14 protein-coding genes are annotated in these 13,104 nt (G+C 65.0%); 6 read left to right on the top strand and 8 right to left on the bottom strand.

Features of this window, described 5'->3' with window-relative positions:
* Position 1: 1 nt before the first annotated feature.
* From dqs_RS16610 to gloA, 4 genes are read left to right on the top strand one after another with little or no spacing between them, the layout of a single operon-like run.
* Positions 2–772 (top strand): EI24 domain-containing protein, encoded by a 771-nt coding sequence (locus dqs_RS16610; RefSeq protein ID WP_065341181.1) that lies wholly within the window; start codon positions 2–4, stop codon positions 770–772.
* Complete coding sequence (locus dqs_RS16605) at positions 769–1,518, top strand: competence/damage-inducible protein A (RefSeq protein ID WP_065341180.1); 750 nt, start codon at positions 769–771, stop codon at positions 1,516–1,518. Before dqs_RS16610 ends, dqs_RS16605 begins: the two co-directional genes overlap by 4 nt.
* Positions 1,500–2,276, top strand: a complete 777-nt coding sequence (locus dqs_RS16600; RefSeq protein WP_232502190.1) for a M48 family metallopeptidase — start codon at positions 1,500–1,502, stop codon at positions 2,274–2,276. The genes dqs_RS16605 and dqs_RS16600 overlap by 19 nt, the downstream gene beginning before the upstream one ends.
* Before the next feature lie 3 nt (positions 2,277–2,279).
* Positions 2,280–2,666 carry a lactoylglutathione lyase gene (gene gloA / locus dqs_RS16595; RefSeq protein WP_041642762.1) on the top strand — a complete coding sequence of 129 codons (387 nt, stop codon included), beginning with the start codon at positions 2,280–2,282 and terminating at the stop codon, positions 2,664–2,666.
* Positions 2,667–3,139: 473 nt separating this feature from the next.
* On the opposite strand, the gene rpoD is transcribed toward gloA, so the two are convergent.
* The 3 genes from rpoD to rpsU all read right to left on the bottom strand — a co-directional run bounded on the left by rpoD (position 3,140) and on the right by rpsU (position 7,287).
* A complete protein-coding gene (rpoD, locus tag dqs_RS16590; protein WP_065341179.1) occupies positions 3,140–5,128 on the bottom strand; it encodes an RNA polymerase sigma factor RpoD in 1,989 nt (662 codons plus the stop codon).
* A 49-nt stretch (positions 5,129–5,177) separates the two neighbouring features.
* Positions 5,178–6,998: a DNA primase gene (dnaG, locus tag dqs_RS16585; RefSeq protein WP_065341178.1), complete on the bottom strand. Its 1,821-nt coding sequence runs from the start codon at positions 6,996–6,998 to the stop codon at positions 5,178–5,180.
* Positions 6,999–7,074: 76 nt separating this feature from the next.
* The gene (rpsU, locus tag dqs_RS16580; protein WP_004260978.1) at positions 7,075–7,287 is read right to left on the bottom strand and encodes a 30S ribosomal protein S21; all 213 of its coding nucleotides are present in this window, start codon (positions 7,285–7,287) and stop codon (positions 7,075–7,077) included.
* A 131-nt stretch (positions 7,288–7,418) separates the two neighbouring features.
* Here rpsU and tsaD point away from each other — a divergent pair, with 131 nt between their 5' ends.
* Complete coding sequence (tsaD, locus tag dqs_RS16575) at positions 7,419–8,450, top strand: tRNA (adenosine(37)-N6)-threonylcarbamoyltransferase complex transferase subunit TsaD (protein ID WP_065341766.1); 1,032 nt, start codon at positions 7,419–7,421, stop codon at positions 8,448–8,450.
* Here tsaD and plsY read toward each other — a convergent pair whose 3' ends face one another.
* The gene (gene plsY / locus dqs_RS16570) at positions 8,451–9,047 is read right to left on the bottom strand and encodes a glycerol-3-phosphate 1-O-acyltransferase PlsY (protein WP_011766947.1); all 597 of its coding nucleotides are present in this window, start codon (positions 9,045–9,047) and stop codon (positions 8,451–8,453) included.
* A gap of 112 nt (positions 9,048–9,159) precedes the next feature.
* Between plsY and dqs_RS16565 the strand changes: the two genes are divergently transcribed.
* The gene (locus tag dqs_RS16565) at positions 9,160–9,537 is read left to right on the top strand and encodes a dihydroneopterin aldolase (protein WP_011766946.1); all 378 of its coding nucleotides are present in this window, start codon (positions 9,160–9,162) and stop codon (positions 9,535–9,537) included.
* Positions 9,538–9,627: 90 nt separating this feature from the next.
* On the opposite strand, the gene dqs_RS16560 is transcribed toward dqs_RS16565, so the two are convergent.
* The 4 genes from dqs_RS16560 to dqs_RS16545 all read right to left on the bottom strand — a co-directional run bounded on the left by dqs_RS16560 (position 9,628) and on the right by dqs_RS16545 (position 13,057).
* On the bottom strand, positions 9,628–9,870 hold the full coding sequence (locus dqs_RS16560; protein ID WP_414135099.1) for an H-NS histone family protein: 243 nt from the start codon (positions 9,868–9,870) through the stop codon (positions 9,628–9,630).
* A 253-nt stretch (positions 9,871–10,123) separates the two neighbouring features.
* Positions 10,124–10,615, bottom strand: coding sequence for a Cys-tRNA(Pro) deacylase (gene ybaK, locus dqs_RS16555; RefSeq protein ID WP_011766944.1), 492 nt, complete (start codon positions 10,613–10,615; stop codon positions 10,124–10,126).
* A gap of 24 nt (positions 10,616–10,639) precedes the next feature.
* A complete protein-coding gene (gene xerD, locus dqs_RS16550) occupies positions 10,640–11,557 on the bottom strand; it encodes a site-specific tyrosine recombinase XerD (protein ID WP_065341176.1) in 918 nt (305 codons plus the stop codon).
* A 222-nt stretch (positions 11,558–11,779) separates the two neighbouring features.
* Complete coding sequence (locus tag dqs_RS16545) at positions 11,780–13,057, bottom strand: glutamate-5-semialdehyde dehydrogenase (protein WP_065341765.1); 1,278 nt, start codon at positions 13,055–13,057, stop codon at positions 11,780–11,782.
* Between the last annotated feature and the right edge of the window lie 47 nt (positions 13,058–13,104).

The following is a 13,104-nucleotide window of genomic DNA, read 5'->3' as shown; positions in this document are numbered from 1 at the left end:
CGTGCGCAGCATCCTGCTTGCTTTCGGGCGCACGCTGCGCAGTCTCGCGCGGCGGGAAGTGCTGTGGCATCTGCTGTGGCCGGGCCTCGTCGCCACGGTGCTGTGGATCGCGGTCGGTATCCTGTCCTGGTCGGCGCTCGTCGCTCTGGTGATGAGGTGGCTGGTCGAGTGGTTCGGCGGCTGGCTGGATGCATCGACCGTCGCCGGCGCGGTTACGCTGATCTTCGTCAAGCTCGCGATCGCGCTCGCCTTTGTGCCGCTGATCTACCTGACGGCCGCACTCATCGTCGCAACGGTCGCGCTGCCGATGATGCTGGAGCGCGTTGCGCGGCGCGACTACCCGGATCTGGAACTACGCAGGGGCGGCAGCAACACCGGGAGCGTGGTCAACGCGCTCGGTGCCGGAGGCCTGTTTCTGGTAGGCCTGCTGGTGTCCTTGCCCTTCTGGTTGCTGCCCGGCGTGGGCCTGGTGGTTTCCGTCGTGCTCACCGGCTGGTTGAACCAGCGCGCGTTCGGCTACGACGCCCTGATGCTGCATGCCGATCCCGCCGAGATGAGGCATCTGCGCACGGCGCTGAAGATGCCGATGCTCGTGCTCGGCGGGGGCGCGGCCCTGCTGGCTTATGTTCCGCTGGTCAATATCGTGGCCCCTGCATTCGCGGGGCTCGCTTTCGTTCATTTCCTGCTCGAGGCCTTGAGGCGCGAGCGCGGGGCTGCAGGCGTTACGCTGCTCGACCCGGCGCAGCCCACCCTGCCAAGGACGACTTCATGAAATTCGGCGTGCTCATCATCGGCGACGAGATCCTGTCGGGGCGTCGTGCCGACAAGCATCTTGCAAAAGCCATCGAACTGCTCGGCGCGCGCGGCCTCAAGCTGGCCTGGGCGCGTTACGCGGCTGACGACCGGTCCGGCCTGACCGAGACCTTGCGCCAGACCTTTGCCACGGGCGACGTGGTGTTCAGTTTTGGCGGTATCGGCGCCACACCGGATGACCACACCCGCCAGAGCGCAGCCGCCGCGCTGGAGGTGTCGCTCGCTTTGCACCCGGAGGCCGAGGCGGAGATACGCGCCCGTTTCGGCGCCGAGATCACGCCCGAGCGCCTGCAGATGGGCGTGTTCCCGGTCGGCAGCGCCATCATCCCGAACCCGTACAACCGGATTCCCGGGTTCTCGATGCGCCAGCACTATTTCGTGCCCGGCTTTCCGGTGATGGCGTGGCCCATGGTCGAGTGGGTGCTCGATACCCACTATGCCCATCTGCACCATGCCGACGACTACGTCGAAGCGGCGATCACCGTCTGGGATGCTTACGAGGGGCAGCTCATGGATCTGATGGCCGAGGTGACAACGGCGTTTCCGGACGCGACGCTGTTCAGCCTGCCGACGATTGCGGGTGAGGGCGAGCGGCGCTCGATCGAACTCGGCATGAAGGGCCGCCAGGAGGCTGTCGCTGCCGCGATGGTCCGCATCAAGCGCGCGGTGGGCGAGCGAGGCTTTGCGTGGGACGACAAACCCTGACGAGGCCGCGTACGCCGGCGGTGGAGGCGGCTCACGTCGTGTGGGTGGACGGGCGGCGCGTCGACCTCGTCGTGCGGCATTCCGCCCGCCGCACGCTGGCCTTGCAGGTGGATCAACGCGGTGCCCGCGTGGCCGTACCTCACGGCACACCGATGCCGGCCGTCGAGCGCTTCGTGGCTGGTCATGGGCAGTGGTTGCTGGATCGACTGGATGCGCGCTCGCACACGTACGGGGCGCCGTTGGCGATTGAAAGCGGTGCACAGATTCCGGTGTTGGGACACCTTGTCCGGCTGCAGGTCGGCGCTGCTTTTCGCCGGGTTCAATGGTGCCATGATGTAGGCGGCGAGGTCCTGCAGGTACCGGAAGGGCCGCGCCGCGCGGCATCGGTCGTGCGGGCCCTGCGGGTACGGGCGCTCGCCTGGTTCGGTGGCCGGGTGGAAGAGTACTGCCACCGCCTGGCGGTACCGGTGCCGCCGGTCAGGCTGTCCTCGGCGCGGACGCGGTGGGGCAGTTGCAGCCGCGCCAGCGGTATCCGGCTGCATTGGCGGCTGATCCATCTCGAGCCCGCGCTGATCGACTACGTGGTGGCCCATGAGGTCGCGCATCTGCTGGAGATGAACCACTCCCCGCGCTTCTGGTCGGTCGTGGAGCGCATCTACCCCGGCTGGCGCGCGGCGCGCGGGCTGTTGAAGAAGGCGGCCGCTACGCTGCCGCATATCGAACCGGGTGAGCTGCTTCCCCAACCTGTCGAGGACTGAAGAATGAGGCTATTGCACACGATGTTGCGTGTCGGCGATCTTGATCGGTCGCTGGCGTTTTATACCGAGGTGCTCGGGATGCGTCTGCTGCGTCGTAACGACTATCCGGACGGCAAGTTCACGCTGGCCTTTGTCGGCTATCAGGACGAGGCGGACGGCGCGGTGCTGGAACTGACCCACAACTGGGGCGTGGAGCGCTATGAACTCGGCACCGCGTACGGTCATATTGCGCTCGAGGTGCCGGATGCGGCCAAGGCATGCGACGAGATCCGGGCCCGTGGAGGCAAGGTGGTGCGCGAGGCCGGGCCGATGAAACACGGTTCGACCGTGATCGCCTTTGTCGAGGACCCGGATGGCTACAAGGTGGAACTGATCGAAAGGCGCGCTTAATCGCTGCCGTCCGCCGTGGCCGTAAAGGCCGGCGCAAAAGACAAGAGCCAACCCCTGCGGGTTGGCTCTTGTCTTTGGATTGGTGGGCCCCCTGGGAGTCGAACCCAGCACCAACGGATTCCGGTTTGTGTGACTTTCGCCACTCCCTGGACTATGCCTTCACCATAGCGTTTGCCTTAGGTGGGTGCCGTCTAGTCTCTACACCTTCATCGGCGCAGGCGCCGAAGCTTGGCTCGGCGTTGCCATACGCCCGGGCGGGCGCTTAGGTTTCGCCGAATTTGACACCATCCCTTGCGTGGTTTCCCGGCGCAAGGCACATCGAAATATGAGTCCGCTGCTCTAACCAAGCATGAGCTAGAGGCCCGAGGGCGCAATGGTACAGGCATTCTTGCGCCCGGAAGAAGCATCCCGTCATTTCCGCCGCTGCCGTATGGCCCACGCGGGCTGCACGGCGACGGCGGAGCGGGCCGGGGTCAGGCGTCGCTGTCGAGGAAGCTGCGCAGCTTTTCGGAGCGGCTCGGATGACGCAGCTTGCGCAGCGCCTTGGCTTCGATCTGGCGGATGCGCTCGCGCGTGACGTCGAACTGCTTGCCGACCTCTTCCAGCGTATGGTCGGTGTTCATCTCGATGCCGAAGCGCATGCGCAACACCTTGGCTTCGCGCGGGGTCAGCGAGTCAAGCACCTCCGCGGTGGCGTCGCGCAGGCCGGAGTACATGGCAGCCTCCGCCGGTGCCAGCGTTGCGGTGTCTTCGATGAAGTCGCCCAGGTGGGAGTCGTCGTCGTCGCCGATCGGTGTCTCCATGGAGATCGGCTCCTTGGAGATCTTCATGATCTTGCGGATCTTCTCCTCGGGCATCTCCATCTTCTCGGCCAGCGTCGCGGGGTCCGGTTCGGCGCCGGTTTCCTGCAGGATCTGGCGGCTGATGCGGTTCATCTTGTTGATCGTTTCGATCATGTGCACCGGGATGCGGATGGTGCGCGCCTGGTCGGCGATCGACCGCGTGATGGCCTGCCGGATCCACCAGGTTGCATAGGTGGAGAATTTGTAGCCACGGCGGTATTCGAACTTGTCGACCGCCTTCATCAGGCCGATGTTGCCTTCCTGGATCAGGTCGAGGAACTGCAGGCCGCGGTTGGTGTACTTCTTCGCGATCGAGATCACCAGGCGCAGGTTGGCCTCGGTCATCTCGCGCTTGGCGCGGCGCATCTTGGCTTCGCCAGTCGACATCTGGCGGTTGATGTCCTTGAGTTCCTTCAGCGGAATGCCGATGCGATCCTGCAGATCGATCAGCTTCTGCTGCACTTCGAGCACGGCAGGATGAATCCGCATCAGACCTTCGGCGTAGCTCTTGCCCGAGGCGATTTCGTCCTTCAGCCAGTCGATGCTGGTTTCCTGTCCGGGGAACACCTTGATGAAGTGCTGCCGCGGCATGCCGGCCCGATCCACGCACAGTTGCAGGATCTGACGCTCATGGGTACGGACCTGCTCGACCATGTGGCGCACCGAGTCGCACAGGCGTTCGATAGCCTTCGCGGTGAAGCGGATGTTGAGCAGTTCGTCGGAAATCTGCTGCTGCGCGGCAAGGTAGGCGATGTCCTGCGACCCGCTCTTGGCCAGCGCCGCCATCATCCGCTCGTAATGCTCGCGGATCACCGCGAAACGCGCCAGCGCGTCGGTCTTCAGTTGCAGCAGAGACGCGGCATTGGCGCTTTCGCCGCCATCGCCGTCGCCATCAGCTTCCTCTTCATCGTCACCGTCGGCGTCTTCATCGGCGGCTGCGGCCACCTCTTCATCGGCCTCCGACAGCGCGGCTTCGTCCGATGCGGCGTTGGGGTCGATCAGGCCATCCACCAACTCGTCGATCCGGACCTCGTCGCGCGCCACGCGGTCGGCGGTGTCGAGCATTTCGGTGATGGTCGTGGGGCAGGCCGAGATCGCTTGCACCATGTGCTTGAGGCCGTCCTCGATACGCTTCGCGATCTCGATTTCGCCTTCGCGCGTCAGAAGTTCCACGGTGCCCATCTCGCGCATGTACATGCGCACGGGGTCCGTGGTGCGGCCGAACTCCGAGTCCACCGACGACAGGGCCTGCTCGGCTTCTTCCTCGGCGACGTCTTCGTCCACCGAGGTGGCCACGTTGTCGGACATCAGCAGGTCTTCGGCGGCCGGAGCCTCGTCGAAGACCTGGATGCCCATGTTGTTGAAGGTGGCGATGATCCCTTCGATCTGCTCCGCATCCGCCACATCGTCGGGGAGGTGGTCGCTGATCTCGGCATAGGTCAGGTAACCCCGTTCCTTGCCGAGCGTGATCAGCGTTTTCAGGCGGGTGCGACGTACCTCGGCATCGAGCGGAGCCACTTCGGGGCTATCGACCACCTGGGCGGCCTTGTCCTTGGCCTTGGAGGCTCGTCCTTTGGGGGTGTCCTTGCGCGAATCTTTGGCGGCTTTTTCGCGTGCCATGGCGCTCCTCGAATCTGGGGCAGATGAGAATGGGAAACAGGAAATTGTACTATAAATCTGAGACTTTGCCTACATTGGCGAGGTTCCGGCGCTCCAGGATGAGTTCGCTGAGGCGATGCCGTTCGGCGGTCGAGAGGCCTTGCTCACGCTCCAGGGCGAGCAGCGCGTCGATTTCTCTCGTTACAGCATCCGCGCCCAGTTTGCGCAAGGCGTCTTCGAAAAGCGTTTCGATCGCGCTGTCGTCAAACTCGGTGTCGATCAGTTCGGCGGCAACCCGCGAGAGTGTCTCCGCGTGCGGGGTGTCGCGAAAGCGTTCGATAAGTCCTCCGACGCCGCCTGCGGGCAGGGGTTCGCCCAGGCTTACGAGATCCACGATGGCGACCAGTGCGCGGCTTTCTGGGGTTTCGGCCGGCAGTAGATCGGCCGGCAGGCGCGCTGCCAACGCCGGGTGGTGAACCACGAGACGGAGAAGCGTTGCGGTGGTCGAGGGTGCGCGGCGGCCGGGGCCGCGCGGCGGACGGCTGAGGCCCGATGGGCGCCGCGGTCCCGGGCGGGGTGAGTCGGCGCGGGGCGGGCTCGTTCCCGCCTGGGGGCCAGCCAGGCCGAACGCATGTTCCACTTCGGCCTGCGTAAGCTGGCTGGCCTCCGCAACGGCTTTGATCAACTGCAGTTTCAGCAGTGGCGCCGGGATCCGGGTGACCAGCGGACGGGCGTCGTGGACCAGGCGCGCCCGGCCTTCGGCGGTCGCGAGGTCGAGGTCCTCCTGAAGCTGGTCGAGCAGGGTCCGGGCGAGCGGCGTGGCTTCAGCTGCGGCTTGGCGGAATGCGGCGGCTCCTTCACTGCGTACGAAAGAATCCGGATCGTGCTCAGTGGGCAGAAACAGGAAGGCGAGGGTGACGTCGTCGCGCAGGGCGTCGAGGGCATTCTCCAGCGCGCGTCGCGCTGCGCGGCGGCCGGCGTTATCGCCGTCAAAGCAGAACACCACGCGGTCGGTGTGACGCAGCAGCGCCTGGATGTGATGCGTCGTGGTGGCCGTGCCGAGCGTGGCGACGGCATTCTCGATGCCGAACTGCGCGAGCGCGACGACGTCCATGTAGCCTTCCACCACCAACGCAAAGCCGGCGTCGCGGATGGCCTTCTGCGCCAGAAACAGGCCGTAGAGTTCGCGCCCCTTCTCGAACAGCGGGGTCTCGGGCGAGTTCAGGTATTTGGGTTCGCCCTGATCCAGTACGCGCCCGCCGAAGGCAATGATGCGTCCGCGGCGGTCGTGGATCGGGAACATCACCCTGCCGCGGAAGCGGTCATAACGCCGACCCTGGTCGTTGTCGATGACCAGTCCGGCGTCGGCGAGGGTCTTTGCCTGGTAGTCCGGAAAGACCTTCTGCAGCGCCTGCCAGTCGTCCGGCGCATAACCGATGCCGAAGCGGGCGGCGACTTCACCGCTGAGTCCGCGTCGCTTCAGATAATCGATGGCAATGGGTGCGGCCTTGAGCGCGTCGCGGTAGAAACGGGCCGCGGCGGCTACCGCGTCGAACAGCCTGTCGTGTTCCCCGCTTTGCGCGGCGTTTACCCGTTGGTCGTCGTCAGGTACCTGCATGCCGGCCTGGTTGGCCAGTTCCTTCACGGCGTCGACGAAGCCGAGCCCGCTGTATTCCATGAGAAAGCCGATCGCGCTGCCGTGTGCGCCGCAGCCGAAGCAATGGTAAAACTGCTTGGTCGGGCTGACCGAGAACGAGGCGGATTTCTCCCCGTGAAAGGGGCAGCAGGCGAAGTAGTTCGCGCCGCCCTTCTTGAGGGGCAGGTAGCGTTCGATGACGTCGACGATGTCGATCCTGGACAACAGGTCCTGGACGAAAGCTTGTGGAATCATCGAGTAAAAAGCGATACGCCGGACGGAGGCCCGAGGGGCTTCCGTCCGGCGTGCAGACGACCGAGTGGCGGCTGAATCAGTAGAGCTTCGGCGGCAGCATCTGGCTGCGCAGGCGCTTGTGATTGCGCTTCACTGCCGCGGCCAGCTTGCGCTTGCGCTCGGCGGTGGGCTTCTCATAGAACTCGCGGGAGCGAAGCTCGGTCAGCACACCGGTCTTCTCGATAGTGCGCTTGAAGCGGCGGATCGCAACTTCAAACGGCTCGTTTTCCTTGACGCGAATACCGGGCATTGCGTACTTCCTTGGGTGTCTGGTGAGCGGAAAGTTCGCGAGTCTACCCGTTGCGCGCCGCGGGTGCAAGATCGCACCGGAAAATTCGCCCGACCCGCCGTAGAATGGCGAACTCGCAATCGGGCGCTGTCATGAAAGTACTGGGTATCGAAACGTCGTGCGACGAAACAGGGGTCGCCATCTACGATGGAAGCGTGCGGCGCTTGCTGGGGCACTGCCTGCACTCCCAGATCGATCTGCACGCCGCGTACGGGGGCGTGGTCCCGGAACTCGCGTCGCGCGACCACATCCGGCGCTTGCCGCTCCTGCTGAAACAGCTCTTTGGCGAAACGGGACTTTCCCGCCGCGATATCGACGCAGTGGCCTACACCGCGGGGCCGGGGCTTGCCGGTGCGCTGCTCACGGGAGCCAGCTTCGCGGAGGCGTTTGCCCTCGCGGCTGGCGTGCCGGCACTGCCAATTCATCACCTGGAGGGGCACCTGTTGTCGCCGCTGCTGGCGGATGACGCGCCCCGCTTCCCTTTTGTCGCGCTGCTGGTATCCGGCGGCCATACCCAGCTGATGCATGTCGCCGGGGTCGGGCGCTACGAGCTGCTCGGCGAGTCGCTCGACGATGCGGCGGGCGAAGCCTTCGACAAGACCGCGAAACTGTTGGGCCTGGGCTATCCCGGCGGGCCGCAACTGTCCGCGCTTGCTGCGCAGGGCTGCGCCGGTCGTTTCAAGTTGCCCCGTCCCATGCTGCATTCGGGCGATTTCGATTTCAGCTTCAGCGGGCTGAAGACCGCCGTGTTGAACCGGGTGAGCAGCGACGACTGGGAGCCGGGGCTGGCAGCGGATCTGGCGGCTGACTTCCAGGAGGCGGTGGTCGAGGTGCTGTGTGCCAAGGCGCTGGCGGCCCTCAAGCACACCGGGCTCGACACCCTGGTTGTCGCCGGCGGAGTAGGGGCCAACCGACGCTTGCGCGAACGCCTTGATCATCTCGCCGCACGACGGCGGTATCGGGTGTGTTATCCGGAGCCCGCGCTGTGTACCGACAACGGCGCAATGATTGCGTTTGCGGGCGCGTTGCGGCTGGAGGCCGGCGAGCGCCGAGCGGCCGCGCCGGCGGTGCGGGTGCGGCCGCGCTGGCCGCTGGTCGAACTGGACGCCCCCGGCTGCCCCTGATCAGCCCTTCTTGGCGCCGATGCGACCTTCGGTGCCGGCGAGCAGGCGGCGGATGTTGCCGTGATGTCGCCAGATGAGAACCGCCGACATTGCGGCCATGACAGCAACGACGGCCTGAGGGCCGAAAAGGTAATAAGCGGCAAGCGGCGACGCGATTGCCGCCGCGAGCGCTGCTGCCGACGAGTAGCGGGTCAGGACGGCGACGAGCATCCAGACGCCGAGCGCGGCGAGCGCGAGTGCTACATGGACGCCGCCCAGTACGCCGAGCGCCGTGGCAACACCTTTACCGCCGTTGAAGCGCAGGAACACCGAGTAGACATGACCCAGGAAGGCCGCGAGGCCGGCGAGCGCCGCCTCGAGTGGGGTGAAGCCCAGTGTGTGCGCCAGCCACACCGCAAGCCAGCCCTTCAGGCAGTCGCCGAGGAGGGTGGTCGCGGCGGCCGCCTTGTTGCCACTGCGAAGCACGTTGGTGGCGCCCGGGTTCCCGGAGCCATAGCGGCGCGGGTCTTCGATGCCGAAGAGGCGGCTCGATACGATGGCGAACGGAATGGAGCCCAGCAGGTAGGCGGCGGTCAGTAGGGCGGCGAGAGACGTCATGGCGTGTAAGCGGAAAGGCGGGGCGTGGAGTCCCGGTGTGGCGCGTGTTGCGTAATCTGCGGACAGCGCGTCATCCGGGATAAAATCCGTCCGATTCTAATCGGGAACCTGCATGGATTTCATCTTCATCGAGGAGTTGCGGGTGCAGGCGTGGGTGGGAATCTACGCCCGTGAAAAAGCTGCGCCGCAAACCGTCGAACTCAACCTCACCTTCGGTGTTCCCGACGCGGCGGCGGAGCACGACGACATCGCCGACACCATCAACTATGCCGAAGTGATAGAGCGCATCCGTGCCGAATTGGCGGGGCGGCATTTCAATTTGATCGAGACGCTGGGCGAGTTCGTCGTGGCGTTACTGTTCGACGAATTCGGCGCGCCCTGGGTGAAAATACGGATTGCCAAAATCGGCGTAATGAAAGGCGTCCGCCGCGTGGGGGTGTTCATACAGCGCGGGCGGGAGGGCGTTTCGCTTCCGGCTGGTCCGCTGTGATGCCGGCCCGGTGAAAAACACAATGCCGCCTTTAGGGCGGCATTGTGTTTCACTTCGGGCGCGGTGCCCGTCGCAGTAATGCGGCGAATATCAAACCGCCAATTCCTCGATCGACTTGCCTTGCGCGATCCAGTCGAGCGCCCACTGCGGCTTGCGACCGCGGCCGCTCCAGCCCACGCCCGGCGTTTCCGGATGCCGGTATTTCACCGTCGGCGCTTCCTTCTTCTTGCCGGCCGCGGCTCGACCGCGCTTTGCCGCGGGCTTTTTCTCCGTCGCCGGGACCGGTGCCGATCCGATCAGGTCGCTCAGTGAAAGGCCTTCGTCGGCCGCCATTTTCTGCATCTTCTTGAGGAGGTCGCGGCGGGCGGAATCGCTGCGCCGGCGGATTTCTGCTTCAACCCGCGACTGGAGGCGACGCAGCTGGGTCAGCGACAGAGTCCCTAGTTCCATTATTGCTCCTGGTGAAAATCCGCCACACGGGAGGAGGGTGGCATTTCAAAAGAGGTGGATACGGCGCAGTAAATCGAAACCAACAGACAGATTTCGTAGCGCGACGTTACCCTAAATGAAATCGAGGCGCAAATTGCTAATCCAGCGCGACCTCGACGAGTTGCGGTTTAAGGCAGCGAATCACATCCGTCGGGTTGATTTGCACCAGAAATCCGCGCCGGCCGCCATTGATGAAGATCGACGGGAGGTCGGCAATCGACCGCTCCATGAAAACCGGCATTGGCTTTCGCGTCGCAAACGGCGAAGTGCCACCGACGAGGTAGCCGGAATGGCGGTTTGCGACGTCCGGTTTGCAGGGTTCGATGCGCTTGCGCCCCGCCTGGCGCGCCAGTTCCTTGGTCGATACGGTGCGGTCGCCGTGCATCAGGACGATCAGCGGCTGGGCCTTTTCGTCCTCCATGATCAGGGTCTTAACGACCGCGTGTTCCGGAACGCCCAACTCCCGCGCGGATACTGCGGTGCCTCCGTGCTCCTCGTAAGCGTAGAGGTGGCCGGTGAATTGCACCGCGTTGCGGCGGAGATATTGGGTGGCGGGTGTCTCTGGCGTGTTGGACGATTGCTTCGACATGGGCTCGCGTGACGGGTCGGTGTATTAGCTGCGCGGATGGTGTCTGGCGTGGAGCTGCTTCAAGCGTTCCCGCGCCACATGCGTGTAGATTTGCGTCGTCGAGATATCGGCGTGGCCCAGCAGCAATTGCACGACGCGGAGGTCTGCGCCGTGATTGATCAGGTGCGTGGCAAATGCGTGTCGCAGCGTGTGGGGCGAGATCCGTTGTGCTGGAATTCCTGCCTTGGGTGCGTATTGCTTGATGATGCGCCAGAACATCTGGCGCGTCATTCCGGCGCCGCGCTGGGAAACGAAAACCTCGTCGCATGTCCGCCCGCGCAACAGGGCTGGCCGTGCCTCGCGCAGGTAGCGGCCGAGCCACTCGAGCGCGATGTCACCGGTGGGAACGAGGCGTTCCTTGCTACCTTTGCCGAACACCCGGATTACGCCTTCGCCGGTGCTGATCGCAAAGAGTTTCAATTCCACCAGCTCGGAAACACGAAGCCCGCTCGCATACAGCAATTCAAGCATGCTGCGGTCCCGCAGGCCATGAATCGTGTCGACGTCGGGCGCTGCCAGCAGCGATTCCACCTGTGCTTCGCTGAGGGTGCGGGGAAAGCGTTCGCCGGTCACCGGGGCGTCGAGCTGGACGGTCGGATCCTGAGCGATACGGCGCTGGCCGAGCAGCCCACGGTAAAAGCGGCGCCAGGCCGACATCAGGCGGCGCTGGCTGGCGGGTTTGGCGCGGCGGCTGAATTCGGCGAGATACGCGGTGAGCTGGCTCTCGTCCGCTTCGATCAATTGAGTTCCGCGACCGGCCAGCCAGGCGCCGAATTGCGCGAGATCGCTCCGATAACCGGCAATGGTATTGGCTGCCAGGCCGAATTCCAGCCACAGTGCGTCGCAGAACAGATCGAGTTCGGCGCGCGTCTCCGCCGAGAGCTGTTGTTCGAATGCGGTCACGGACGGGGGGGGGCGTGGTGATCACGAGGTGGGTGCGGCGAGGCCCGAGGGCCTCGCCGACCCGCTTGCTCTACCCCAGAGCAATATCGGCTGGAATCGTGGATTCCCTTGCGGCGATTATGCCACGAACGTCGGATTCCGACGTCTGCCTCGTCTACGTAGAAACCCTTAAGGGCGGGGATTTTCTCACGCCTCGCGTTGATCCCCATCCTGACTTTCGGCTTATCGGCGGATCTCGCCATTGCCGAACACGATCCATTTCTGGCTGGTGAGCCCTTCCAGCCCCACCGGGCCGCGGGCGTGGATCTTGTCCGTGGAAATCCCGATTTCGGCACCGAGGCCGTATTCGAAGCCGTCGGCGAAGCGCGTGGAGGCGTTCACCATGACGGATGCCGAATCCACCTCGCGCAGGAAACGCATCGCATGGGTGTAGTGCTCGGTGAGGATCGCCTCGGTGTGGCCCGAGCTGTAGGTGTTGATATGCGCGATCGCTTCATCCAGGCCCGCCACGACGCGGATCGCGATGATCGGCGCGAGATATTCCTCGTGCCAGTCCTGCTCGGTGGCGGGGCTGAGCCGGGCACCTTCGATGCCGGCTTCGCGCAGCAGCACGAGCGCTTCCGGGCACGCTCGCATCTCGACGTTCCTCGCCGCCAGCATCCGTCCGATGTCGGGCAGGAAACGCGGGGCGACGGCACGGGCCACGAGCAGCGATTCCGTGGTGTTGCAGGTGCCGTAACGCTGGGTCTTGGCGTTCTCTACGATGGGCAGCACCTTCGCCGGGTCGGCATGGTCGTCGACGTACACATGGCAGTTGCCGTCGAGGTGTTTGATGACGGGGACGCGTGCCTCGCTGGAGACTCGCTCGATCAGCCCTTTGCCGCCGCGCGGCACGATCACGTCGACGAATTCGGGCATCGTGATGAGCGCGCCAACCGCAGCCCGGTCCGTCGTTTCCAGCACCTGCACGGCCGTTTGCGGCAGGCCGGCGGCGGCAAGCCCGGTGCGCACGCAGCTTGCAATCGCCTGATTCGAGCGCAGCGCTTCCTTGCCGCCGCGAAGGATCGCGGCGTTGCCGGATTTGAGGCACAGCGCCGCCGCGTCGGCGGTGACGTTGGGCCGCGCCTCGTAGATGATGCCGACCACGCCGAGCGGCACACGCATCTTGCCGACCTGGATGCCGGAAGGGCGGCGCTTGACGTCGGTGATTTCCCCCACCGGGTCGGGGAGTGCCGCAACCTGTTCAAGCCCGGCGGCCATGCCTTCCACGCCCTTGGCGCTCAGCGTCAGGCGGTCGATCAGGGCCTCGTCCAGCCCGGCCGCGCGGGCTTCGGCGAGGTCGGCCGCGTTGGCCGCCAGCAGCGCGTCGCGACTGTCGCGGATGGCTTGCGCCATCGCCACCAGGGCGGAATTCTTGGCATCGGTGGAGGCTGCCGCAAGCGTGCGGGAGGCGGCGCGCGCTTCGCGGCCGACGGTCTGCATGTAGTGCTGGATATCCATCATCGTCACAGGCGGAAAAGCCAAAAAGGGATTAAAGCACTGATCGC

This window comes from Azoarcus olearius (assembly GCF_001682385.1).
Taxonomy (GTDB): Bacteria; Pseudomonadota; Gammaproteobacteria; order Burkholderiales; family Rhodocyclaceae; genus Azoarcus; species Azoarcus olearius.
Note: the sequence above shows the minus strand (reverse complement) of the source record. Positions and strands in the feature narration are given on the sequence as shown.

What these genes read in the sequence shown, in the direction of transcription:
- dqs_RS16560 (WP_414135099.1), bottom strand. Translation starts at nt 9,870, where the DNA reads ATGGCGGCCGACGAAGGCCTTTCACTGAGCGACCTGATCGGATCGGCA.
- tsaD (WP_065341766.1), top strand. Translation starts at nt 7,419, where the DNA reads ATGAAAGTACTGGGTATCGAAACGTCGTGCGACGAAACAGGGGTCGCC.
- dqs_RS16565 (WP_011766946.1), top strand. Translation starts at nt 9,160, where the DNA reads ATGGATTTCATCTTCATCGAGGAGTTGCGGGTGCAGGCGTGGGTGGGA.
- rpoD (WP_065341179.1), bottom strand. Translation starts at nt 5,128, where the DNA reads ATGGCACGCGAAAAAGCCGCCAAAGATTCGCGCAAGGACACCCCCAAA.
- rpsU (WP_004260978.1), bottom strand. Translation starts at nt 7,287, where the DNA reads ATGCCCGGTATTCGCGTCAAGGAAAACGAGCCGTTTGAAGTTGCGATC.
- dqs_RS16545 (WP_065341765.1), bottom strand. Translation starts at nt 13,057, where the DNA reads ATGGATATCCAGCACTACATGCAGACCGTCGGCCGCGAAGCGCGCGCC.
- ybaK (WP_011766944.1), bottom strand. Translation starts at nt 10,615, where the DNA reads ATGTCGAAGCAATCGTCCAACACGCCAGAGACACCCGCCACCCAATAT.
- dqs_RS16605 (WP_065341180.1), top strand. Translation starts at nt 769, where the DNA reads ATGAAATTCGGCGTGCTCATCATCGGCGACGAGATCCTGTCGGGGCGT.
- dnaG (WP_065341178.1), bottom strand. Translation starts at nt 6,998, where the DNA reads ATGATTCCACAAGCTTTCGTCCAGGACCTGTTGTCCAGGATCGACATC.
- gloA (WP_041642762.1), top strand. Translation starts at nt 2,280, where the DNA reads ATGAGGCTATTGCACACGATGTTGCGTGTCGGCGATCTTGATCGGTCG.
- plsY (WP_011766947.1), bottom strand. Translation starts at nt 9,047, where the DNA reads ATGACGTCTCTCGCCGCCCTACTGACCGCCGCCTACCTGCTGGGCTCC.